Origin of the sequence: Serinibacter arcticus, assembly GCF_003121705.1 — a bacterium.
Lineage (GTDB): Bacteria > Actinomycetota > Actinomycetes > Actinomycetales > Beutenbergiaceae > Litorihabitans.
Genome location: NZ_PYHR01000002.1, coordinates 1,821,079 through 1,844,692, shown reverse-complemented (window position 1 = coordinate 1,844,692; position 23,614 = coordinate 1,821,079). Strand labels below are relative to the sequence as shown.

At 72.6% G+C, this 23,614-nt stretch carries 20 protein-coding genes; 14 read left to right on the top strand and 6 right to left on the bottom strand.

Annotated features, from left to right (window positions below; genetic code table 11):
* Positions 1-2 precede the first annotated feature (2 nt).
* Genes C8046_RS18665 through C8046_RS08450 form a run of 3 tightly spaced genes read right to left on the bottom strand, consistent with a single transcriptional unit; the run spans position 3 to position 585 of the window.
* Positions 3-206 carry a hypothetical protein gene (locus C8046_RS18665; RefSeq protein ID WP_199224420.1) on the bottom strand — a complete coding sequence of 68 codons (204 nt, stop codon included), beginning with the start codon at positions 204-206 and terminating at the stop codon, positions 3-5.
* Positions 207-227: 21 nt separating this feature from the next.
* The gene (locus tag C8046_RS18660; RefSeq protein ID WP_199224419.1) at positions 228-386 is read right to left on the bottom strand and encodes a hypothetical protein; all 159 of its coding nucleotides are present in this window, start codon (positions 384-386) and stop codon (positions 228-230) included.
* 10 nt (positions 387-396) lie between these two features.
* The gene (locus tag C8046_RS08450) at positions 397-585 is read right to left on the bottom strand and encodes a CopG family transcriptional regulator (protein ID WP_199224418.1); all 189 of its coding nucleotides are present in this window, start codon (positions 583-585) and stop codon (positions 397-399) included.
* Between the two features lie 204 nt (positions 586-789).
* Between C8046_RS08450 and C8046_RS08445 the strand changes: the two genes are divergently transcribed.
* Genes C8046_RS08445 through C8046_RS08435 form a run of 3 tightly spaced genes read left to right on the top strand, consistent with a single transcriptional unit; the run spans position 790 to position 4,598 of the window.
* Positions 790-2,271, top strand: a complete 1,482-nt coding sequence (locus C8046_RS08445; protein ID WP_109229059.1) for an MFS transporter — start codon at positions 790-792, stop codon at positions 2,269-2,271.
* Between the two features lie 13 nt (positions 2,272-2,284).
* A complete protein-coding gene (locus C8046_RS08440; protein ID WP_109229058.1) occupies positions 2,285-3,766 on the top strand; it encodes a M20/M25/M40 family metallo-hydrolase in 1,482 nt (493 codons plus the stop codon).
* Positions 3,767-3,773: 7 nt separating this feature from the next.
* The gene (locus C8046_RS08435) at positions 3,774-4,598 is read left to right on the top strand and encodes a MerR family transcriptional regulator (RefSeq protein ID WP_109229057.1); all 825 of its coding nucleotides are present in this window, start codon (positions 3,774-3,776) and stop codon (positions 4,596-4,598) included.
* A 6-nt stretch (positions 4,599-4,604) separates the two neighbouring features.
* Here C8046_RS08435 and C8046_RS08430 read toward each other — a convergent pair whose 3' ends face one another.
* Positions 4,605-5,348: a DUF2268 domain-containing protein gene (locus C8046_RS08430; protein ID WP_199224417.1), complete on the bottom strand. Its 744-nt coding sequence runs from the start codon at positions 5,346-5,348 to the stop codon at positions 4,605-4,607.
* A gap of 527 nt (positions 5,349-5,875) precedes the next feature.
* Here C8046_RS08430 and C8046_RS19290 point away from each other — a divergent pair.
* Positions 5,876-10,309: a bacterial Ig-like domain-containing protein gene (locus C8046_RS19290; protein ID WP_235866244.1), complete on the top strand. Its 4,434-nt coding sequence runs from the start codon at positions 5,876-5,878 to the stop codon at positions 10,307-10,309.
* Between the two features lie 103 nt (positions 10,310-10,412).
* On the opposite strand, the gene C8046_RS08415 is transcribed toward C8046_RS19290, so the two are convergent.
* Positions 10,413-11,564 carry a substrate-binding domain-containing protein gene (locus C8046_RS08415; protein ID WP_109229056.1) on the bottom strand — a complete coding sequence of 384 codons (1,152 nt, stop codon included), beginning with the start codon at positions 11,562-11,564 and terminating at the stop codon, positions 10,413-10,415.
* Positions 11,561-13,474, bottom strand: a complete 1,914-nt coding sequence (locus tag C8046_RS08410; protein WP_109229055.1) for a heparinase II/III family protein — start codon at positions 13,472-13,474, stop codon at positions 11,561-11,563. The genes C8046_RS08415 and C8046_RS08410 overlap by 4 nt, the downstream gene beginning before the upstream one ends.
* Positions 13,475-13,681: 207 nt before the next feature.
* Here C8046_RS08410 and C8046_RS08405 point away from each other — a divergent pair, with 207 nt between their 5' ends.
* The 10 genes from C8046_RS08405 to kduD all read left to right on the top strand — a co-directional run bounded on the left by C8046_RS08405 (position 13,682) and on the right by kduD (position 23,552).
* Positions 13,682-15,766, top strand: a complete 2,085-nt coding sequence (locus tag C8046_RS08405) for a DUF2264 domain-containing protein (RefSeq protein WP_235866243.1) — start codon at positions 13,682-13,684, stop codon at positions 15,764-15,766.
* A 17-nt stretch (positions 15,767-15,783) separates the two neighbouring features.
* Positions 15,784-17,115, top strand: a complete 1,332-nt coding sequence (locus tag C8046_RS08400; RefSeq protein WP_109229053.1) for an ABC transporter substrate-binding protein — start codon at positions 15,784-15,786, stop codon at positions 17,113-17,115.
* Between the two features lie 68 nt (positions 17,116-17,183).
* Entirely contained in the window at positions 17,184-18,122 is a 939-nt protein-coding gene (locus C8046_RS08395; protein ID WP_109229052.1) for a carbohydrate ABC transporter permease, read from the top strand.
* Positions 18,122-19,003 carry a carbohydrate ABC transporter permease gene (locus C8046_RS08390; RefSeq protein ID WP_109229051.1) on the top strand — a complete coding sequence of 294 codons (882 nt, stop codon included), beginning with the start codon at positions 18,122-18,124 and terminating at the stop codon, positions 19,001-19,003. Before C8046_RS08395 ends, C8046_RS08390 begins: the two co-directional genes overlap by 1 nt.
* Before the next feature lie 4 nt (positions 19,004-19,007).
* Positions 19,008-19,511, top strand: a complete 504-nt coding sequence (locus C8046_RS08385) for a DUF624 domain-containing protein (protein WP_109229050.1) — start codon at positions 19,008-19,010, stop codon at positions 19,509-19,511.
* Positions 19,466-19,714: a hypothetical protein gene (locus tag C8046_RS08380; protein ID WP_109229049.1), complete on the top strand. Its 249-nt coding sequence runs from the start codon at positions 19,466-19,468 to the stop codon at positions 19,712-19,714. The genes C8046_RS08385 and C8046_RS08380 overlap by 46 nt, the downstream gene beginning before the upstream one ends.
* Positions 19,715-19,784: 70 nt before the next feature.
* On the top strand, positions 19,785-20,972 hold the full coding sequence (locus tag C8046_RS08375; protein ID WP_109229048.1) for a glycoside hydrolase family 88 protein: 1,188 nt from the start codon (positions 19,785-19,787) through the stop codon (positions 20,970-20,972).
* Between the two features lie 5 nt (positions 20,973-20,977).
* A complete protein-coding gene (locus C8046_RS08370; RefSeq protein WP_235866242.1) occupies positions 20,978-21,922 on the top strand; it encodes a fumarylacetoacetate hydrolase family protein in 945 nt (314 codons plus the stop codon).
* 13 nt (positions 21,923-21,935) lie between these two features.
* Positions 21,936-22,754, top strand: a complete 819-nt coding sequence (kduI, locus tag C8046_RS08365; RefSeq protein WP_109230836.1) for a 5-dehydro-4-deoxy-D-glucuronate isomerase — start codon at positions 21,936-21,938, stop codon at positions 22,752-22,754.
* Between the two features lie 15 nt (positions 22,755-22,769).
* On the top strand, positions 22,770-23,552 hold the full coding sequence (gene kduD, locus C8046_RS08360; protein WP_109229046.1) for a 2-dehydro-3-deoxy-D-gluconate 5-dehydrogenase KduD: 783 nt from the start codon (positions 22,770-22,772) through the stop codon (positions 23,550-23,552).
* Positions 23,553-23,614: the final 62 nt, after the last annotated feature.

Sequence of the window (23,614 nt, the reverse complement as noted above, 5' to 3'; positions counted from 1 at the left end):
CGTCAGGGTGCCGGGCGCACCCAGGCGGCGAGCGTGGCGGCGAAGTCGGCGACCTCGCGACGGCTGCCGTCCGCGATCGCCATGACGAGGTCGCAGGCCTCGTCGTGCGGCGTCACCAGGTCGCTGCCGTTGAGCAGGTAGAAAAGGCGGGTGGCCACCCAGCCGAGTCGCTCGTCGCCGTCGATCAGGGCGTGGTTGTTCGTCACCGAGATCAGCAGCGCCGCGGACTACTCGTTCAGCTCGGGGTAGGCCTCCACGCCGTACATCTGCGCCGTCGAGCGCGCGAGGGCCGAGGCGAGCAGAGCGGGGTTGCGCGCGAGGGGCTCGGTGCCGAGGAACGCGCGGGCACTCGCGAGCAGGTCCTCGACGTCGAGGTAGACGGTCATCGGACAGCGGTCAGCCGAGTCGGTCAAGCAGCGGCCCGTCCTCGGCGACGATGCGAGCGATGAACGCATCCCGCACCGAGGTGCGGTTGGTGTCGTACTCCAGGACGGCGCGGCGTACGGCCTCGTTGGAGCTGACGCCCTCCGCCGTCGCGATCCGCTCGAGCGCAGCCTGCGCCTCGTCGTCGAGTCGAAGAGTCATGGCCACGGCAGCCTCCAGGGAGCGATTGGTATCACGCCGATACCAACGACCCCCGGCCGCCGGCAGGCCCCGCCGCGTTGCGCGCACCGGTGGTCGCTTGAGCGGCCCCGAACCGACCACCGCTGCGCGCAACGGGCCGCGGCCGAACGACCGGCCCCGCCGCGCCGTCGCGCGCCCGGCCCCACCCGGTGCGACGATCCTCCGATGACGACACAGCAGGGTGGCAGCGGCGGCGCGACGCGGGTCGCGAAGATCGCCGGGGGAGTGGTGGGGGCGCTCGTCGTCGTCGAGATCACCTCCGGCGTGCTCCAGGGCTACTACACGCCCCTCTTCTCCGACGTGGCACGCCGCCTCGACGTCCCCGACGCCGACATCAACTGGCTCGAGGCGCTGCAGCTCCTCGTCTCGGCCATCGTGGTCCCGGTGCTCGCGCGGCTCGGCGACATCTTCGGCCACCGCCGCGTGCTCATCGGCTCGCTCGCCGTGACGGCGCTCGCGTCCTGGGCCGTCGCGATCGCCCCGACCTTCCCCCTGTTCCTGCTCGCCTGGTCGCTGCAGGGCTTCTACGTCGTGTGGCTGCCGCTCAACGTCGCGATCATCTACTCCCGCGCCCGCAAGCTCCCCGACACCGCCGCCGTCACCCGGCGCGCGACCGGCGTCATCGTCGTCGCCCTCCAGGCCGGCGCGATCGGCGGCGCGCTGCTGGCCGGCCAGCTCGGAACGCTGCTCGCGGGCAGCCTGTCGCTCGTCCTCGCGGTGCCGGCGCTGCTGGTGACGGCCGCGTTCGTCGTCGTCTGGCGCCTCGTGCCCGACTCCGGGGAGCGGGGCGGCGGCGCGGTGGACACGCGCGGCGCCGTCGTCCTCTCGCTCGCGCTGCTGGCGGTCACGGGCGGACTCAGTCTCGTCCGGCTGGACGGCATCACGATCTGGGTGGGGCTCCTGGTGCTGGTCGGGCTCGCGCTCGGCTGGCTGTTCGTCCGTCTCCAGCTGCGGACCGACTCACCGCTCATCGACATCGCGCTGGTGCGCCGACCCGCGCTCTGGCCGGTCTTCCTCACCGCCGGCCTGTTCGGCGTCAGCGTGCTCGGCGCGCAGGGTCCGCTGTCGACGTTCGTCCGCACCGACCCGGCCACCGGGCACGGGCTGGGCCTCGACTCCGCCCAGGCGTCGTACATCATCGGCGCCTACGTGTTCAGCCTGCTCATCGGCGCCGGTCTGTTCTCCCGGATCTCTGCGGCCCTCACTCCGCGCCTGGTGCTGATCGGCGCGGCGAGCCTGGTGGCGATCGGGTACCTCGGGCTCATCCCGCTGCACGACACCGTCGTCCAGGTGGTGGCGTGCATGGTGGTGGCGGGCCTCGGCTCCGGCGCCCTCGTCGCCGCGCTCCCCGCCGCCGCGGCCGCGGCCGCCCCGGTCGACCGCACGGCGATGGCCACCGGCCTGACCAACACCACCAAGACCATCGGCGGCTCGTTCGCGAGCTCGGCCTTCGCGCTCGCGCTCGCCGGCGGCGTGGTCGTCGCGGGGGCAGGGGCGGGCCTCGGGGTCGACGAGACCGCCGCCCCGCTCAGCGGTTACATCACGGTGTGGGCGATCTGCGGCGTGACGGCGATCGTCGCCATCGTCGCGCTGCTCACCGTGCCGAAGGTGGCGTTCACGTCCGTCCCGGCGGACGCGATCGCCTGAGAGGCTGGGACGCATGTCGGATCCCGCCAGCGCCACGCCCCCCGCTCCCGACGGCGATCGGGCCGAGGCAGCCCGGCTCGCGGAGCGCCTCGCCCGGCTCGTACGGATCCCCACGATCAGCCCCGACGACGGCCCGCTCGACGACGCCGCGACCGCCGTCTTCGACGCCTTCCGGGAGGCGCTCGGCGAGATGTTCCCGACGACGTTCGCGGCGGCCGACGTCGAGACCGTCGGCCGCGCGGGGCTGCTGCTGCGGATCGCGGGGGACACCACCACCGCCACGACCAGCGGCCGCACGTCCCCGGGTGCGACGGCGCTCGGCCCCGTCCTCCTCATGGCCCACCAGGACGTCGTCCCCGCCCCGCGCGGCGAGAAGGGCGAGGACTGGGCGGCCTCCGGCTGGACGCACGAGCCGTTCGCCGGCGTCGTCGCGCCTGATCGCAACGGCGACCTCATCGTCCACGGTCGCGGCACGCTGGACGACAAGGGCGCGATGCTCGTCACGCTCGAGGCCGTCGAGGAGCTCCTGGGCGACGGCTGGCGGCCGGCGCACGACCTCCACCTGCTGCTCGGCGCCGACGAGGAGCGCGACGGACCCTCGGCCGAGGCCGCCGTCGCCCTGCTCGCCGAGCGCGGTGTCGTGCCGGCGCTCGTCGTCGACGAGGGCGGCGCCGTCGCGACGGGGGCCTTCCCCGGCCTGACGCGCCCGCTGGCGGTGGTCGGCGTCGCGGAGAAGGGCGTCGTCAACCTGGAGATCGTCGTCGAGTCCGACCCGGCCCACGCCGGTCACGCCTCCACGCCGCCCCGCCGCGGCGTCGTGTCCGCGCTCGGCCGTGCCCTCGCCGCGATCGAGCGCCACCCGCACCCGGCGGTGGTGGACGACGTCGTGGTCGCGATGTTCGACGCCGTCGCGCCCCACCTGCCCCTGCCGCTGCGCTGGGTGGTGGGCCGGGCCGACGGGCTGCGCCGGCCGCTCGCCCGCGTGCTGCCGTTGCTGGGCGGCGAGCTGGGGGCCCTCGTCCGGACGACCGCCACCGCGACCGTGCTGCGGGGCTCGTCCGCGCCGAACGTCATCGCCTCGCGCGCCAGCGCCGTCGTCAACCTCCGGGTGGCGACGACGTCGAGCGTCGCCGACGCGGTCGCGCACGTCGAGCGCGTGGTGCGCTCCGCCGTCGGGCGTCGGGGTCCCCGCGCGAGCGTGCGGGTGCTCGCCGCCAGCGAGCCGACGCCGGTCTCCCCGCTCGACGACGAGCGATGGGCTCTGATCGCCGCTGCCGTCGGCCACGCCTACCCGGACGCCGTCGTCGCGCCGTACACGATGCTCGCGGCGAGCGACTCGCGCTTCGCGGCCCGGCTGACGCCCGCCGTCTACCGGTTCGCGCCGTTGGCGATGACGTCCGAGCAGCGCGCGGGGATCCACGGCGTCGACGAGCACGTGGCCGCGGACTCGCTGGTGCGCGGGGTGCGGTTCTTCCGGCACCTGCTCGCAGGCTGAGGCCGAGATGACGCCGACGCCGACGCCGACGTCGGGCGAGGGTGAGGGCGAGGCGGTCACGGTCGGCGTGGTTGCCCGGGCCCTCGGGGTGAGCATCCGGACGCTGCACCACTGGGACGCACTCGGAGCGGTCACGCCGTCGACCCGGTCCTCCGGTGGTTATCGCGCCTACCTGCCGGCCGACGTCGCATGCGCCCGGCGCGTGCTCCTGCTGCGCGACCTGGGAGTGCCGCTAGCCGAGATCCCGGGACTCCTCGCCGCGACGGCGGCCGAGCGCCGGGCGGAGCTGGTCCGGCGGCGCGGCGAGCTGTCGGAACGCATCGCGCGCCTGCAGCAGGTCGCGGCCGACGTCGAGGCCGTCCTGGCCGCCGACGAGCGGGGGGTCCTGCTGCCGGCCGCCGAGGCGGCCGAGGTCTTCGGGCCGGGGTGGGACCCGGGGTGGAGCGCGGCTGCGCGCGAGCGGTGGGGCGACACGGCGCAGTGGGCGGAGTACGCCGAGCGTTCGGCAGGCCGGAGCGCGCAGGACTGGTCCGACGTCGTCCACGAGACCCGCGAGGTGCTCCGGGAGATGGCGCAGGCGTGCGGCACCGGCGTCGGCCCAGGGCAGAAGGAGGCGATCGCCCTCGCCGAGCGGCACCGCGCGGCGATGGGTGCGCACTTCCACGTCACGCCGTCGATGCACGTCGTGATGGGTCGCCTCTACGCCTCCGAACCGGGCTTCACCGCGGAGCTCGAGGACCTCCAGGAGGGGCTGACCTCCTGGCTGCGGGACGCGATCGACGCCGCTGCCCGGGCGCGCGGCGTCGACCCGGAGGCCGCCCGCTGGGAGTAGCGGCCCTCAGCCCCGGCCGAGCGCCGCGAGCCCGACGGCGATGATCTCGCTGCTGGGCACGTGGAGCGCCCGGGACGCCGTCGTCCCGGTCGCGCCGAGGTAGGCGTCGACCAGCCGGTTCCCGACGGCGTAGCCCGCCCCGGTCGGCAGGCCGACGGGCTCGGCGCCGAAGCGGACGGCGGCCTCGTCGCCGTGGACCCACGCCACGAACGACTGCATCCCGGCCGTGTCGAGACCGCCGGCCACGCGGGCGAGTACGGCGTCGTCGTCGAGGTGCGGCCGTCCGATCGGGGTGTAGCCGGCGTCGCCGTGGAGCTCGCGCGCGAACGCGTCGGCCAACCCCTCGGAGACCACCTGCTCCCCGACGACGACGGAGGCCGGGTCCCACACGACGCCGCCCGGCGCGTAGCGCAGGTTGTGGTGGAGCTCGTGGACGGCGGCGGCCTCGAGGCGATGCAGGTTCTCCGGCGTCGGCCAGAGCGTGAGGGAGAGGTAGCCCGTCGCGCTGCCGTTGCCGCTGAAGCCGCGGACCGTGTCGATGAAGTAGACGTCGTCCGGGTCGCCGAGGACCAGCAGGACGGTGAGGTCGGGGACGACGACGCCGGGGAGCACCGCCACCTGGTGGGCGACGGCGTCGCGGAGGGCGTGACGGATGCGCCCCCACGCGTCGGCGTCGCGCAGCGCCGCCAGCGCCTCCCGCACCGTCCCGTCACGTCCGTGCAGCGGGAACCCGAACGAGTGGGCGTGCATCTCCGCGAGATCGACCTCCCCGGGAAGTAGCGGTACATCTCGGCCACGGGGGCGACCGCGGTGCGGAGGACGTCGGCGCGATCGGAGACGGGGGCGTCGAGCACGGCCTGCATGCTCCGGTCGGTGTCGAGCACGGTGATCGTCATGGTCGGGACGCTAGAGGCTGACGTTACGTCAGGGTCAAGCGCCGACAGCGTAGTGATCGGAAATGATCACTTAAAGACCAGAGGAGGCCGTTGCTGTTCGTCTCGCGGCGTGATTGACTGGCTCTCGTCAAAGGTGATCACAAACGATCCTTTTCGCGCACTGACGTTCCGGCGATCCCGGCACGGCGGGGCGGAGGGATCGCGGCTCGGCGGCACCGATGCTCCGGCCTGGCCCCGCGACACCTGTCACACGACACCTGTCATCACCCAGCTCTCCTCCAGACACCCGGCCACGGGTGATCGAGGCAGGGACGGGCCGTCGCCGGTCCCGACCCCTCGCTCCCGTCCGGACGCCGGGGGAACCGACGAACAGGACCACACATGGCAAGGACGCCATCCCTCAGGCTCGCCGCGGCGAGCCTGACGACGGCCGCGCTCGGGCTCTCCGGCGCACTGCTCGTGCTGCCCGGCGCGAGCGCGGACCCCGGAAACCCCGACGCCGCTCCCACGGCCGCGGGCATCATCGCGCCCGAGGACCTCCCCACGCTCACGTACGAGAACGTGCAGCAGTGGGCCGAGATCCTCGTGAACGGAGAGGACGTCGAGCGAGACGCCGACGGCAACCCGTTCAACACCTTCGGCGGATTCGGGTCCGTGAACTGCAACAACACCTCCAACCTCCTCCTGGACTACAAGGAGGAGCAGCCGGACGTCTACTGGCGCATCATGGAGCTGCTCTTCGACCCGGAGACGGGGGCGGGCCTGCGCCACATCAAGGTCGAGCTCGGCGCCGACGTCAACACGTCCTCCGGCACCGAGCCGGCGACCAAGCGCACCGCCGACGAGCCCGCCAACGTGCTGCGCGGCGCCGGCTTCCACTTCATCGCCGACGCCAAGACGTTCAACCCGGACATCGAGGTCGAGGCGCTGCGCTGGGCCGAGCCGTCGTGGACGAACAACTCGAGCGAGCTCCGCTACCAGTGGTACAAGGAGACGGTCGACGCCGCGTACGACACCTACGGCGTCGAGTTCGACTACCTGAGCCCCTCGCAGAACGAGGTGCACGTCAACTACATGGCCACCGAGCTGGCCTGGACGGTGGACTTCGCGAAGCGCCTCGAGGCCGACGCCGAGGCCGCGGACGCCCGTTACGACTACTCCGACATCAAGATCGTCGCGCTCGACTCCTACCGCAACGTCAACCGCGTCTCGAGCCTCATCCTCGCCAGCCCGGAGGCGCTGGAGCAGATCGACGCGATCGGCTACCACTACGACATCGCCGGTGACCCGGGCCTGACGCGGCTCAACAAGGAGTACGGCATGGAGGTGCTGTACTCCGAGGGCGTCGCCCCGATGATCGAGCCGGAGTACCGCCTCAACGTCGAGCCGAACCGCGGCGGGATCGGCGGCGCCGTGGGCCCCGTCGACATCGCCGACCGGTTCATCAACGCCTACCGCTGGCAGGGGTCGATCAACAACCCCGGCCACATGACGTCGTTCCTGTTCCAGCCCGCCGTCAGCGCGATGTACGAGGGCTCGCAGTACCTGCCGAAGAGCCTGATCCGCGCCTCCGACCCGTGGTCCGGCTACTACGAGGGCGATATCGGCGTGGTGCTCGTGCGCCACTTCATGCAGTTCATCGACAAGGGCTGGGAGTACATCGAGGGCGCGAGCCTGGGCGACGGGACGAAGGGCGACGGCGGCACGCTCGTGGACACCTCCACGCGCACCTACCTCACGCTGCGCACGCCCGAGGCCGACGTGGCCGAGGGGGAGGACCCCGAGTTCACCCAGGTCCACGCCAACAACACCGCCACGGTGCGCAACTTCGAGGTGAAGGTCGCCAACCTCGGTGAGAGCGACCGTCCCCTGTTCGTGTGGGAGACCACGGGTCCGGGCGCGGGTGACGCGATCGACGCCAACTACCTGCAGAACCCGGGCAAGCTCCTGCCGGTGCGCACGGAGACGATCGGCGGCGTCGAGCACGACGCGTACCAGGTCCAGGTCGCGCCGTACTCGATCCAGACCCTCTCGACCCTCCACCAGGGGATCCACGGCACCGTCGAGCCCTACGAGTCGGGCGAGTACGCCTCCCCGGCCACGGACACGGTTCTCGCGCTGCCCTACACCGACGACTACTCCTACGACGACTACCCGGTCCAGGAGATCAACGGCGTCCCCATGGACTACCTGGAGCGGCGCGGTGGCAAGACCCGCTACACCGCCGACCAGAACGGTGCGTTCGAGGTGGTCGACTCCGGCGACCCCGCGCGCGGCAACGTCATGCAGCAGCAGATCCACGCCGGCATCCGGCCGTTCACGTGGAACCCGTGGGGCGACGGCTCGATGAACAAGCTCGCCACGGACACCCCGGCCACCGTGCTGGGCGACCACAGCTGGACCAACTACACCGCCGCCGTCGACGTCCGCTTCGACACCCAGGTGCGCAACGCGAGCCTGACGAACTTCGTCGGCATCGGCGTGCGGCAGGTCGTCGCCCAGGGCGCCGACCTGGCGACCTACACGGCGCGCATCTACCAGGACGGTCGCTGGGAGCTCCGCAAGCTCGGGCAGGTCGTCCAGCAGGGCACCGTGCCCGGGTTCGACCCCGCCGGGTGGGGCACCCTCGAGGTCGAGGCCCGCGAGAACATCATCACCGTGCGGTTCGACGGCGGACAGCTCGCGCGCTACGTCGACACGAGCGGCAACCCGGTCATGGCCGGGCGCATCGCCTTCGTCAGCGGCTTCTCCAACAACCAGTTCGACAACCTCTCGATCACCCCGATCGAGGGTCTGTCCTGGTTCGGCACCGTCATCGACGACGCCGACTCCCGGATGAGCTACCCGGGAGGCCGCCAGTTCATCCAGGCGGGCTTCGCCCACCTCAACCGCACGCAGAGCCGCCTCACCGCGGGACAGTCCGTCACGTTCGAGGCCGACGGCACCGGGGTCAACCTCACCGGCGCCAGCGGCAGCGCGACCCTGCAGGTCGCCGTCGACGACGACCCGGTCCGCACGGCCCAGGTCGGCGGCACGGGCGACCGGCAGACGTCCTACTGGCTGCGCGGTCTGACCGACGAGCCGCACGACGTCACGATCACCGTGGCCAGCGGCACGTTCACGCTCGACGGTGTCGTCGTCCTCTCGGGCGGCGACGTCCCGGAGCAGGTCGACCCGGAGGAGCTTCCGGTCTCGGTCGTGACGCCGCTCGGGCGTCTGGCCACCGAGGTCGGCACCGTCCCGGAGCTGCCCGCGACCGTCCGGGCCGTCTCCCAGGCGGGCGGCCAGATCGACGCCGCCGTCACCTGGATCGTCAACGAGCCGGCGTTCGCCGAGCCGTACGCGACGGTCAAGGTGGACGGTGTCTTCGAGAACAACCCCTCGCTGGTGGTGAGCGCCCACGTCGAGGTCGTCCCCGACGACGTCCGCTACTTCATCGACGCGAACTCCCCGGCCGTCACCGGCGCCTCCGCCCACCCGGCGGTCAAGGCGCTCGTGGAGGCCGACGGCGGAGCGCTCCTCAACGACGTGGGCGACGGCGCGTACTCGGCCCAGACGGGCTGGGGACGTGGTGCCACCTACACCGCCAAGGGCCTGCTGAACCAGACCCCGTACGACAAGATGCGCGAGACGGGCTGGTACACGGCGAACGCCGGCACCCCGCTCACCTACCGCCTGACGCTCCCGGCCGGCGAGTACGAGATCGCGAGCGGGCACACCGAGTGGTGGGCCTCGGGCGGCAACCGCAACATGACCATGACCGTCGAGGTCCCCGACGGCGCCGGCGGCACGACCGTCGTGCCGGTGGGTGGGGTGAACTTCCCCAGCACCGCCAACGGCCAGCGCGCCGTCGTCACCGCACCGTTCACGATGCCGGTCGACGGCGAGGTGGTCTACCGGGTCGCGAACAACGGCGGCAACCAGGCCATGGTGATCAGCTGGCTCGGGGTCAACGAGAAGGTCGAGCCCGTGGTGCTCGACTCGATCGCGGTCACGACGCCGCCGACGACGGTCGCCTACGAGCAGGGCGGGGTCCTCGACCTCACCGGGCTCGTGGTCACGGCGACGTACTCCGACGGGAGCACCGGCGTCATCGCCGCGAGCGACCTGGCCGTCAGCGGCTTCGACGCCCAGGTGCTCGGGGAGCAGGTCGTCACCGTGACGGCCGTGGTGGGTGAGGTCTCCCGCTCGGCGACCTTCACCGTGACCGTTACCGCCCCGCCGCAGACGACGTCCCCGTTCGTCGACGTGCCGGTGGACTCGCTGTTCTTCCGGGAGATCGCCTGGCTCGCCGAGCGCGAGATCTCGACCGGCTGGGAGCTGCCCGGCGGGGAGCACGAGTTCCGGCCGCTGCAGCCGATCGCCCGGGACGCGATGGCGGCCTTCCTGTTCCGGCTCGCCGGTGACGAGGAGTTCCAGGCGCCCGCGGTCTCGCCGTTCGTCGACGTCGACCCGAGCAACCAGTTCTACCGCGAGATCACGTGGCTCGCGCACGAGGGGATCTCGACCGGCTGGGCGACGGCGGCGGGGGCGGAGTTCCGACCCCTCGAGCCGATCGCCCGTGACGCGATGGCGGCGTTCCTCTACCGCCTCGCCGACTCCCCGGCGTACGAGGCCCCGGCCTCGTCCGCGTTCGCGGACGTCGCGCCGAGCACGCAGTTCTACGCGGAGATCAGCTGGCTCGCGGAGAACCAGATCGCGACGGGGTGGGTCGGGCACGGCAACGACGGCTCGTCCTACTACCGTCCGTTCAGCTCCGTGAACCGGGACGCGATGGCGGCGTTCCTGTTCCGGTGGGCCGACAAGCACGAGTGAGAGACGACGACGCCCCGGTCCTTCCTGCGAGGGGCCGGGGCGCCGTCGTCCCCGGACGTCTCGGGCGAGTCGTCCGGGTCGAGCAGCGGGAGCTGCGCGTCGTTCAGGACGAGGCGGTCCCCACCGAGGCCGCCTGCGGGGGCGTGCACGTGTCGCGCACCCGGAGCGAGGGGTTGATCACGATGCGGTGGATCGGGCGATCGGGGTCGTCGATGCGCGCCACCACGAGCTCCACGGCGGCCTTGCCCACGGACCTGCGCGGCGGTCGCACAGCGCTCATGGGCGGGGAGAACAGGCTGACCACCTCGTCGTCGTAGGCGATCACCGACAGGTCGCGCGGGACGACCAGGCCGTGCTTGTCGGCGTGCTGGGCGATCGTCATGGCCTCGGAGTCGGCGTGCACCAGCAGGGCGGTGGTGCCGGTGCTGCGGCACAGCTCGGGCACCTCGTCCAGGAGGGTGTCCCAGGCCGGGTCGGACTTGTCCGGGACCTCGGCCTCGACGGTGTCGGCGGGGGAGAAACCGCACTCCTGCGCGGCCGCGGCCCAGCCGGCGCGGATCGCGCTCGAGTGGGGCGAGTGCAGGCTGGTGACGAGGCCGATCCGTGCGTGACCGAGCGAGGCGAGGTGGCGGACGGCCATCGCGGCACCGAGGGCGTGGTCGGTGGTGACCGACTCCAGCACGTCCCGGTGGGAGCGGCTGGTGGCGTCGCGCTCCACGAGCACCACGGGGATGTCCAGGCCCGCCAGCCAGGCCAGTGTCGAGTCGGTGCTCGGCACGTCGAGCCGGGGCGCGGCCACGAGGGCGCTCACGCCCCGCTCCACCAGGCGCGCGAGCTGACGGCGGTCGTCGTCGGCCTCGTAGGAGGAGCCGCGCAGCACGAGGCGGTAGCCGAGATCGCGGGCGGCCGCCTCGGCGCCACGCACGACGTCGGGCCAGTAGTAGTCGAGCGACGGCACCAGCATCCCGATCTCGTGACGCTCGCCCGACTCGGACGTCGGGCCCACGCCGTTCGCGCCCGCGGTCGCGGTCGCGGGGGCCGGGCCGGGCTCCGAGGGAGCGGCCAGCGTCGCGCCGCCGTGCACGCGCGTGACCAGACCCTCCTCGGCGAGCTGGGTGATGTCGCGCCGGATCGTGACGGCGGAGACGCCGGTCGCGGCAGCGAGCTCGCTGACGCGCGCCGTGCCCTCGCGCTGGAGCACCGCCATGAGCTGGGTGCGGCGGGTGGCGGGCAGCAGCGACGGAAGATCGGTCATGACGTCTCCTCGACTTCTCGGACGACCAGGGTAAGTGTGCCGGTGGGCCCGGGCAGGGCGAGGGTCAGGCGGGTCAGCGCGGAGCCCCAGACGTCACCGAGCATCGGGTCGGTCAACGCGATCTCCTCGAGGACGGGCTCGGGGGAGGGACGTTTCGCGACCGCATCGGTGAGCGTCCAGCCGATGCGGACGTCGCCGTCGCCCTCCACGGGGGTGACCACGACGCCGTCGTGACCGTCCGCGCGCACGTGGCCCGCCAGCACCAGGTGGTAGCGCGTGGGCGGCGTGCCCGCGGGCAGCTCCCAGACGTCCGTGACGACGGCGCGGCCGTCCTCCGCGAGCACGGCCGTCCGTCGCCACGTGCCGACCACGCCGGGGTAGGCCCCGGTGAGGTCGAGCGCGAGGCCACGCGGGTGGACGACGACGTCGGAGGCCGCGTAGCGCTCGCCGACGCCCTGCTCCAGCCCGGCGATCGCGGGGACGTTGTGCCACTCGCTGCGCAGGCACCAGGTGTCGTAGCGGTCGGGGCCGAACGTGGCGGCGGTGTAGGTGGGTCGGCCGGCGTCCACGAGGACCGGGACACCGTCGCGCGCCACCACCACCTCCCCGACGTCGTTGTGGTTGTGGTGCTCGCCGTTGTGACCGCCCTTGACGGCCAGCGTGAGGCGGTGGCCGGGGCGGGGACGCGCGAGGCGCACCTGGACCGACGGCCACCACACGTCGGCATCGACGGGCGCGGCGACCGGCACCGCGGCGGCGTCGCGCCACCGCGGGTCCGTCAGGGCCAGGACGCACCGGCCGAGGCCGTCGGTGTCGCGGGTGAGGGCGCGCGCGGGGTCGCGGCGGGCGCGGGCGAAGGCGACCGCATCGGCGTCGCCCAACCAGGTGCCGGCCCGCAGGAGCGAGTGCCACGGCTGGTCGCCGGGGCGGGCCGGACCGTCGGCCACGTTGAGGAACCACTCCCCGCCCAGGTGCGACCGCGCGGGGAAGGCCACCAGCGCCCGCAGCAGCGGGAGCTCGCGGGCGTCGACGACGCCGTCGGTGGCGTGGGCCAGCACCTGCAGCGCCTCCATCGCTCGGCAGGCACCGTTCCACCAGTAGGCGTAGCCCTCGTCGACGGCCCCGTCGGCAGGCATCGCGGCGAGGTAGCGGTCGATGCCCTCGACGGCGAGGACGACGGCGTCGGCGCGCACCGCCGGCTCGGCCAGCACGAGCGCGCTGACCAGCACGTTCCCGTGGATCCACGGGTTCCAGTTGTGGACGTCGCCGTCCAGGCCGATCCAGTGCCAGTCGCGGCGGGTGAGGAACGGGTCGAGCACCCGCACGGCCACCTCGTGGCGGACGCGTTCGCGGAGTCCTGGCCAGCGGGCCGCGAGCGCCTCGCCGAGCACGGCGTCGACCCACGCGAGCTGCCCGGCGACCTCGCCGGCGCCCAGGTCGAGGTAGGGATCGCCTGCCGACGGCAGCACCCAGCCGCGGCGGGGTCCGACGTCGTCGTGCGCGGGCCAGCACCACGTGCTCTGCTCGCACAGTGACCAGACGCCGTCGGCCACCTCGTCGAGGTCGCACTCCTCGCCGGTCGTGGCGGCCGCGAGCACGGCGCGGGTCAGTCGGGCCTGGCGGGCGAAGACGATCTGCTCGTAGGCGTCGCGATCGCCGTCGCGGTGCAGGCGGGCGAGGTCGCGGGCCCGCGGGGTCGGCCACGGGGCCCCGCGGTCGGTCGCGACCCGGGCGAGGAGGTCGGTGACCGTGACGGTGTCGAGCCGGTCCGCCCGCCACGCGGAGCGGTCCGTCGCGGGGGGCGCGGGCAGCGCGGTGCCGCCGGGCGGTCCGTCGAGGCCGTGCGGTGCGCGCACCGCGGTCCGCCAGGTGGGGAGCGCCCGGCTCAGGGGCCCGGAGAACTCGGTCATCGTCGCCTTCCTGCGGTGTCCCGCAGCATCGGAGGATCACATCGGTGTGATCAGTTCTGATCGTATCAGGGCGCGACGGCGGCGTCTCGGTGAACATCGGTGAACGCGAATGACTTGACATGAACGTTTGTGTCCGGTTTGACTCTTCCCGTGGCCCCGCGTTGTGGCGGGCGTCACGTTCCGGCACATCGATGTGGCGAGGAAGAGGTGGAGACAGTGGTCCAGGACGAGCGCGCAGCGCGTGAACAGCAGCGTGGTCACCAGCTCGACCCCGGCGCGTCGCCGTCCCCGCTCTCGGGATGGACGCGCGAGACGTGGGCGAGCCTCGCCGACCACCTCCTCGACACGGCGCAGCGCCACGCGAGCCCGGGTCACGGCCGCATCACCTTCCCCGGACCGGCCGGCGGCTACGGCGCCGACGTGGACGGGCTCGAGGGCTTCGCCCGCACCTTCCTGCTGGGCGGCTTCCGGCTGGCCGGGAACCGCGGCACCGACCCCCGCGACCTCGCGGGGTGGTTCGCCCGCGGTCTGGAGACCGGGACGGACCCGTCGGCGCCCGACCGCTGGGTGCGCCTGACCGAGCACCCCCAGGCCAAGGTCGAGGCCGCCTCGCTCGCGCTCGTCCTCGACCTCACCCGCCCCTGGATCTGGGACAACCTGACCTCATCGGTGCAGGAGCGGCTCGTGGACTACCTCGCCCCCGCGGTCGGCGACGACACCTACCCCCGCATCAACTGGGTCTGGTTCCGCCTCGTCGTGCAGACGTTCCTGCGCTCGGTCGGCGGCCCCCACGACCTGGGGGAGATGCAGGCCGACCTCGACACCCACGACACGTTCGCCCGCGAGGGTGGCTGGCTCGCCGACGGCGACACCCGCGCCTACGACCACTACGTCGGCTGGGCGCTGCACCTCTACCCCACGCTCTGGGCGCGGATGGCCGGTGCGACCGACCTCGCAGCCCCGCGCCGGGAGCGGGACCGCGCGAACCTCGACACCTTCCTCGGCGACGCCCTGGCCCTGCTCGGCAGCGACGGCGCCCCGCTGGGTCAGGGACGCAGCCTGGTCTACCGGTTCGCCGCCGCGGCACCGTTCTGGGTCGGCGCGATCGCCGAGGTGCCGTCCCACTCGCCCGGGGTGCTGCGTCGCGCCGCCTCCGGCGTGCTCTCCTCCTTCACCGACCACGGCGTGCCCGAGGACGGCGTGCTCACGCTCGGCTGGCGCCACGCCTGGCCCCGGCTCGCCCAGAGCTACTCCGGACCCTCGTCGCCGTACTGGGCGAGCAAGGGCTTCCTGGGCCTCTCGCTCCCGGCCGACCACCCCGTCTGGACCGCGACCGAGGAGCCGCTGCCGGCCGAGCGCGGACCGGTGTCGCGAACGATCGCCGCGCCCGTCTGGGCCGTCAGCTCGGGGGCCGAGGACGGTGTCGTGCGCATCGCCAACCACGGCACCGACCACGCCCGCGTCGGTGACACGGGGGCGGACTCGCCCCTGTACGCCCGGCTGGGCTACTCCACCGCGACCCTCCCGCTGCTCGACGAGGACGCCTGGACCGCCCCGCTGGACCAGACCGTCGTGCTCGTGGACGGCGAGGGTCGACGCAGCCACCGCAGCGGCATGGCCGTCCTGCAGCTCACGTCCGCGGACGGCGCCGTCGTGGCCGGATCACGCTCCGAGGTCCGCTGGATCGCGCCCGACGCCGTCCAGCACCACCACGGCAGCGGCTACCGCGGGACGCCGACCGGCGCCGGCACCCTCACCACGGTCTCGGTGCTCCGGGGCGCGTGGGAGGTGCGCCTCGTGCACCTGGCCGACGCCTCCGCCGACGCCGTCGCCCTCGAGGCCGGCGGCTGGGCCCTCGCCTCCGCGGCGCCGCCCCTGGAGAGCCTGGCCGGTGGCGGTGACGACACCGGCGACACCCCCGCCGTCGTGCTCGACGACGGTGCGGTGCGCGCCGTCCTCGCCCCGCTGCTGGGTTTCGACGCGACGCGCGTCGAGCGCCGCCGCGACGCCTCGCCGCTGGGCGACCACGCCGCCGTCGCGCTGGCCTCGGCGCCCGCGCGCGCCGGCTGGTACGCGCTGGCACTGGGTCTCGGCCGCTCCGCCGCGACGGGGGAGCGGGCCGACGGTGTCGGCCCCTCCGACTCGCTCGACGCCGTGCCCGGCGTCACCCTCACAGACTCCCGCGCGCTCGTCGCGTGGGCTGACGGAGCCACCACGTCGGTGGACCTCCCGATTCCCGGAGTGCCGGGAGAAACCGAGCCAGGTGCCCACGTCGGGCACCGAACCTCTTGAAGGAGAGGAACATCGCAATGAAGCGCAGCATTCTCACGGGAGTCGCCACCCTCGCGGCCGCGACGCTCGCCCTGACCGCCTGCTCGGGTGGGGACACCGGCGGCAGCGACACCGGCACCGGCGGCGGCAGCGAGACCAGCGAGGGCGGCGGCGGACCCGTCACGATCTCCCTCGCCGGCTGGAGCCTGTCGACCACCCCGGAGTTCCAGCTCCTGGCCGACGCCTTCAACGAGGCGAACCCCGACGTCACGGTCGAGCTCAAGGAGTACGACGCGACCGAGTACGACACCCAGATGATCGCCGACCTGGCGGCCGGCTCGGCGCCGGACATGTACATCCAGAAGAACCTCAAGAACTTCTTCACCTACCAGGACGGCGGCCAGCTGCTCGACGTCTCCGACGTCGCCGGCGAGCTGTCGGACGACCTCGCCGGCCTGGACGCCTACGAGGTCGACGGCGCCACGTACGCCGTCCCCTACCGCCAGGACGCCTGGTACCTCTACTACGACGTCGACCTGTTCGAGCAGGCCGGGGTCCCCGTGCCCACCGAGGCGATCACGTGGGAGGAGTACGACGCGCTCGCGGTCGAGCTCACCGAGAAGCTCGCCGCCGCCGGCAGCGACGCCAAGGGCACCTACCAGCACTCCTGGCAGTCCACGGTCCAGGGCTTCGCGACGGCGCAGGCCGACGGCGCCGACCTGCTCTCGGGCGAGTGGGACTACTTCGTGCCGTACTACGAGCGGGCCGTCGCGCTGCAGACCGAGGGCGCGCAGGAGAACCTCGGCGCGATCACGACCAACTCCCTCACCTACCAGTCGCAGTTCGGCACGCAGAAGTCGGCCATGATGCTGATGGGTTCCTGGTACGTCGCCACGCTGCTCGCGCAGCAGGAGTCGGGCGAGGCGAACGAGTTCGCCTGGGGCATCGCGCCCTCCCCGCAGCTGACCGAGGACACGCTGGAGACGCCGGTGACCTTCGCCGACCCGACCGGCATCGGGGTCAACCCCGCGATCGCCGACGACAAGGTCGACGCCGCGAAGGAGTTCCTCGCGTTCATCGGTTCCGAGGACGCCGCCGTCGCGCTCGCCGAGATCGGCATCACGCCGGCCATCGCCAACGACACCGTCGCCGACGCGTTCTTCGCCGTCGAGGGCGCCCCGGGTGACGACCTCTCCCGCACGGCGTTCTCCAACCGCGACGTCCGTCCGGAGAACCCGGTCTCGGCCGACACCGCCGCGCTGCAGAACATCCTCAGCGACGCCCACACGGCGATCCTCGCCGGTGGCACCGCCCCGGAGGCCGCCATCACCGAGGCCATGGCCCGCGCCAAGTCCGAGGTCCTGAACTAACCGGAACCGATCGGTGGACCCGGTCCGGCCAGCGCGGCCGGGCCGGGTCCCCAGCCCCAGGAGGCACCATGTCGACGACGACCGTCGATGCACCGCCCCGGGCTCCTCGCACCACGAAGCAACGGCGCCCGGGGTCCCGACTGAAGCTGCGCAACGCACTGATCGGCTGGACGTTCATCCTGCCGAACTTCATCGGGTTCGCGGCGCTGACCCTGACGCCCGTGATCATCCTGCTGTACCTCGGTTTCACGAGCTGGAACGTGTTCGGCGCCGCCGAGTTCACCGGCCTCGAGAACTTCCAGCGGTTGGCGGCCGACAAGACGTTCCACACGGCCCTGTTCAACACCGTGTACTACGCCGGCTTCCACATCCCGCTGACCCTGGCGATCTCCCTCGGCCTGGCGCTGCTGCTCAACCGCAAGATGCGCGGCATGGCGTTCTTCCGCACGGTCGCCTTCTTCCCCTACATCACCTCGATCGTCGCGATCGCCGTGGTGTGGAACATGCTCTTCTCGCCTGACTCCGGCGTCATCAACCAGATGCTCACGGCGATCGGCATCTCCGACCCGCCCGGGTGGACGACCTCGCCCGACTGGTCGATGCCCGCCGTGATCATCGTCGGCACGTGGCGCGACATGGGCTACTACATGCTGCTCTTCCTGGCCGGCCTGCAGGCCGTCCCGTCCGAGCTCTACGAGGCGGCCCGCGTGGACGGCGCGAACGCCGTCCAGAGGTTCTGGAACGTGACGATCCCGTGCATCCGCCCCACCACGTTCCTGGTGACCGTGATGCTCACGATCGCCAGCTTCAAGATCTTCGACCTCATCCTCGTGATGACCGACGGCGGGCCGGGGACCTCGACCCTCGTGCTGTCGCAGTACATCTACCGCAAGGGCTTCGAGGAGAACGACTTCGGCTACGCCTCGGCGGTCGCGATGGTCCTGTTCGTCATCTGCCTCGGGATCACCGTGCTGCAGTTCATGGTCAACAAGCGGAGGAATCGCTGATGGCTACGCTCACGCTCGACCGGCCCACCGCGCCGCAGGAGCACCGGGACCCGGGGCGCTCGAAGCGTCTCGCCCGCAACGTCGTGCTCTACGTCGTGCTGACCATCGCGGCGGCCGCGATCATGCTGCCGTTCTTCTGGATGGTCTCCTCGTCCCTGAAGAACAACAACCAGGTCTTCTCGGTGCCGATCCAGTGGCTGCCCGACCCCGTCGTGTGGAGCAACTACCTCGACATCTGGACCCGGTCGGACATGACCACCTGGCTGCGCAACACGATGATCCTGTCGGTCGGCGTCACGTTCCTGCAGGTGCTCACCGGCTCGTTCGCCGCCTACGGCTTCGCCAAGGCGAAGTTCCCCGGCCGCGACGTGCTGTTCCTGGCCTACCTGGGAACCATCGCCGTGCCGTGGCAGGCGTACATGATCCCGCAGTTCATCATCCTGTCCCGGCTCGGCCTGTCGAACACCCTCTGGGCGATCCTCGTCCTGCAGGCCTTCGGGGCGTTCGGCGTCTTCCTGATGAAGCAGTACTACGAGTCCATCCCCGAGGAGCTCTCCGAGGCCGCCCGGATCGACGGGCTGTCGGAGTACGGCATCTGGGCGCGGATCATCGTCCCGCTCTCCGGGCCGGCGCTGGCGACCCTCACGCTGCTGACGTTCGTCGCCACCTGGAACGACTACCTGGGCCCGCTCATCTACCTGCGCGAGCGCACGCTGTGGACGGTCCAGATCGGTCTGAAGACCTTCGTGTCGCAGTACAACGCCGAGCACGCGCTCATCATGACGGGGTCGGTGCTGTCGGTGCTCCCGATCGCGCTCCTGTTCATGCTCGGGCAACGGTTCTTCATCCAGGGCATCGCGACCTCGGGTCTGAAGGGCTGAGGCCGTGACGACGACGACGGCTCCGCGCCGGCAGATCCTCCCGCGGGCGAAGGCCGACACCTGGCAGCTCGTGTTCGGCACCGTGTACCTGGTGATGGCCACGAACATCATGCTCGCGGTCGCGTCCCTGCCGCTGCTGGTGCTCCTGGTGACCACCGACCCGTCGGCCTCCTGGCCGGTGCTGGCGCTGGCCGCGGTGGCCGCCGCCCCCGGGCTCAGCGCCGCGTGCGCCGTGTTCGCGGGCTTCACCACCCAGCGCTCCACCGACGTCGTGCGGACCTTCGCCCGGGCGTGGCTCACCCACCTGCGCCGGTCGCTCGCGATCGGCGGCCTGGCGGTGGCCGTGGCGACCGTGCTCGTCGTCGACCTCGTGTGGGCCGCCGGGACCCGGCTCGGGCCCTGCTCACGCCGCTGCTGGTCGTGCTGCTCGTCCTCACCCTGGCCACGGTCACGCTCGCGTTCGTGGCCGGGGTCGAGCGGCCCGACGCCCGGCTGCGCGACGTGCTGAAGGTCTCGCTCTACCTCGCCGTGCGCCGGTGGTACCTGACCCTGGTCTCGCTCGTGGTCCTGGGCTCGCTCACCCTCATCTTCACGGAGCAGCCGGGCTTCGCCGTCGGGCTGCTCGCCGCACCGCTGCTCTACGCCGTCTGGGGCAACTCGCGCTACAGCCTGCGTCCCGTGCTCCACCCCGACGACGGCGCGGCCGGCTGACCCGACCGAGCCCGCCCCACCCCCGATCGTGAACCGAGGCGCCCCCGCGCGCCCGAAGGAAGGACCTCCCATGCCCGAGCGCGAATCCCGCGCCGACACCGTCGTCGTCAGCAGCCCCGAGGGGGCGGTCGCGGCTGCGCTGCGCATCGTCGATGCGAACGTGGCGCAGTTCGGACTGCGCTACCCGGGAGACACCACGGTCGACCAGCGCTACGTCGACCGCCCGGCCACCGCCCAGCTGGCGGCCGGCAGCAACTACGGCTGGACCACGAGCTTCTGGCCGGGGATGCTCTGGCTGGCGCACGAGCTCTCCGGCGAGGACCGCTACCGGGAGCTCGCCGAGGCGCACGTGGCGTCGTTCGTCGAGCGCGTCGAGGAGGAGATCGACCTGCACACGCACGATCTCGGGTTCCTCTACACGCTCTCCTGCATCCCGGCGTGGCGGCTGACCGGCGACCCGATCGCCCGCGGCGCGGCCCTGGAGGCGGCCGACCACCTGATGAGGCGCTTCCTCGAGCCGGCCGGGATCATCCAGGCGTGGGGCGACCTCGCCAACAACCCCGAGCAGCGCGGGCGCACCATCATCGACAGCCTGATGAACATGCCGCTGCTGTACTGGGCGAGCGAGCAGACGGGCGAGAGCCGCTACCGCGACGCGGCGGTCCGGCACGTCTCGGCGCTGCGCGACTCGATCATCCGCGAGGACGACACCACCTTCCACACCTTCCACTGGGACGTCACGACGGGGGAGCCGCTGTACGGCAGCACCCAGCAGGGCTACGCCGACCACTCGTGCTGGTCCCGCGGCCAGGCCTGGGGCGTCTACGGTTTCGCGATCAACTACCGCCACACGGGCGACGAGACGTTCCTGGCGGCCGCGATCCGGTGCGCCGAGTACTTCCTCGACCACCTCCCCGCCGACCACGTCGCCTACTGGGACCTCGTGTTCGGCGAGGGCAGCGACGAGCCCCGGGACTCCTCGGCGGCGGCCATCGCGGCCAACGGGCTGCTCGAGCTGGCCGCCCTCGTGCCCGACGCCGAGCGCGCCGCCCGGTACGACGCGGCGGCCCGCGCGATCGTCGACTCGCTGGCGGCGCACTACGGCGGCGAGGCGGCCGGGTCGAACGCGCTGCTCCTGCACGGGGTCTACGACTGGCCGAAGACGATCGGCGTCGACGAGGGCACCCTCTGGGGCGACTACTACTACCTGGAGGCGCTCGCGCGGCTCCAGCTCCCCGACCGGGTGACGTTCTGGTGAGACTCGTGACCTACGAGCGTGCCGGCGTCGTGGCCCCCGGTGCCCTGCTGCCCGGCGGCGACGTGCTGGACCTGGCGGAGGTGCTGGACGACGGCGGCGCCCCCGCGCGGGACCACGACCTGACGGCGCTGCTCGCCGCCGGGGCGCTGCCGCGGGCGCGGGCGCTGGTCGAGGCCGCGGAGGCGGCGCTCGCGGCCGGCGTCGCTGCGGGCGCCGGGTCTGTCGGCGCGGTCCACCCGATCGCGGAGGTCCGGCTGCTGGCCCCGGTCCGGCCGGGCAAGCTGCTGTGCATCGGCTACAACTACCGCGGCCACGAGGCGGACGGGCAGGTCGCCGACCCCGAGTTCCCCGACGTCTTCGTCAAGACGGCCAACACGGTGGTGGGGCCGCAGGACGCCGTGGTCGTGCCCCGCGCCAGCGGGAACGTCGACTACGAGGCCGAGGTGGGCATCGTCGTCGGGAGCCGCTGTCACGAGGTCGACGAGGCCGAGGCGCTGGACCACGTCGCCGGTTACACGATCGTCAACGACGTCAGTGCCAGGGACTGGCAGGGTCGCACCAGCCAGTGGGCGCTCGGCAAGTCCTTCGACACGTTCGCCCCGCTCGGGCCCGCCCTCGTCACGACCGACGAGGTGGGCGACCCGCACGCGCTCGAGGTGACGCTGCGCCACAACGGTCGTCTCACCGTCTCCTCGAGCACCGCGAGGATGGTCTTCTCGATGGCGTTCCTGGTCTCCTACCTGAGCCAGGTGATGACCCTCGAACCCGGTGACGTCATCGCCACCGGCACCCCCCAGAAGCTGCCGGAGGCGCTCGCCGCCCCGGCTCCCATGCGTCCCGGCGACGTCGTGGAGATCACCGTCTCCCGGCTCGGAACCCTCCGCACCGCCGTCGTCGCCCCGTCCCACCCCGACCCGTCCGGTGCCGCCCGCGCCGGGCGACCCCGATGAGAGGAACGACCCGATGAGCGTCACCCGACTGTGGAGCACCCATCCCGACGACGTCCGCGACCTCGACGGCGCGCAGCTGCGCGAGCGCTTCGTGCTCTCCGGCCTGTTCACCCCGGGCGCCGTGACCTGGGGCTACGCGCACGACGACCGCATCCTCGTCGGCGGCGTGGTCGTCGACGGCGAGATCGCCCTCGAGGCCCCCGAGATCCTCCGCGCCGAGCACCTCCTCGAGCGCCGCGAGCTCGCGCTCGTCGGGCTCGAGGGCACGGCGGTCGAGGTCGGCGCCGACGGCACGACCTTCCCGCTCGGGCCGCAGGACGTGCTCTACCTGCCGCTCGGCACCCGCGACATCTCCCTCACGGGCAGCGGTGCGGTCTACCTGGTCTCGGCGCCGGCGCACCGCGCCGACCAGGCCGCCCTCGCCTCCCGCGACGACGTGGAGGCGGTCGTGCTCGGCGCCGGCGAGACGTCCAACCACCGCACCATCCGCAAGTACGTCCACGCGGACGGCATCGTCTCCAACCAGCTCGTGCTGGGCATCACCACGCTCGAGCCGGGCAGCGTCTGGAACACGATGCCGCCCCACGTCCACGCGCGTCGCACCGAGCTGTACCTCTACACGGGGCTCGGCGAGGAGGTGCTGGTCCACCTCATGGGCGAGCCCGAGAACTTGCGGCACCTGGTGCTCCACGACCGCGACGTCGTCGTGTCCCCGCCGTGGTCCATCCACACCGCCTCGGCCACCGGCGCCTACTCCTTCGTGTGGGCGATGGCGGGGGAGAACGTCGACTACAGCGACGTCGTCGGCGTCGACCCGCGCACCCTGCGCTGACGGAAGGACGCAACCATGACGCAGACGATTCTCGACGCCTTCCGGCTCGACGGGCGCGTCGCCCTCGTCACCGGCGGCGGACGCGGCCTGGGCCGCGGCTTCTCCCTCGCGCTGGCGGAGGCCGGCGCCGACGTGGTGGTCGTCGACCGCAGCGGATCGCCGGAGACCAAGCAGACCGTGGTGGACGTCGAGTCCCTCGGACGCCGCGCCTGGTCGCTGCAGCTCGACCTGCTCGAGGCCACCCCGCAGGACGTGCGGGCGCTCGTGGACGACGCCGTGGGGCAGGCGGGCCGCCTCGACATCCTCGTCAACAACGCGGGCATCATCCGCCGAGAGCCGGCGATCGAGCACTCCGAGACGAGCTGGGCGGACGTGATCGACGTCAACCTCAGCAAGGCCTTCTACCTGGCGCAGTCCGCGGCCCGCGTGATGAGGACGCAGGGGGGCGGGAAGATCATCAACGTCGCCTCGATGCTCTCCTACCAGGGCGGCAAGATCGTGCCGTCGTACACGGCGTCCAAGAGCGGGCTGGCCGGGCTGACCCGCGCGCTGGCGAGCGAGTGGAGCGCCGACGGCATCAACGTCAACGCGATCGCGCCTGGCTACTTCGCCACGGACAACACCGCGCAGCTGCGGGCCCAGGAGGACCGGTCCGCCGAGATCCTCGCCCGCATCCCGGTGGGGCGGTGGGGAGTCCCGGACGACCTCAAGGGCGCGGCGGTCTTCCTGGCCTCCGCCGCCTCGGAGTACGTCCACGGCGCGATCCTGCCGGTCGACGGCGGCTGGCTGACCCGCTGAGCCTGCTCGCCGTCCCCGGGGATCCGCCGCCAGGCGTTCCCCTGGGGACGGCGAGCCGCCAC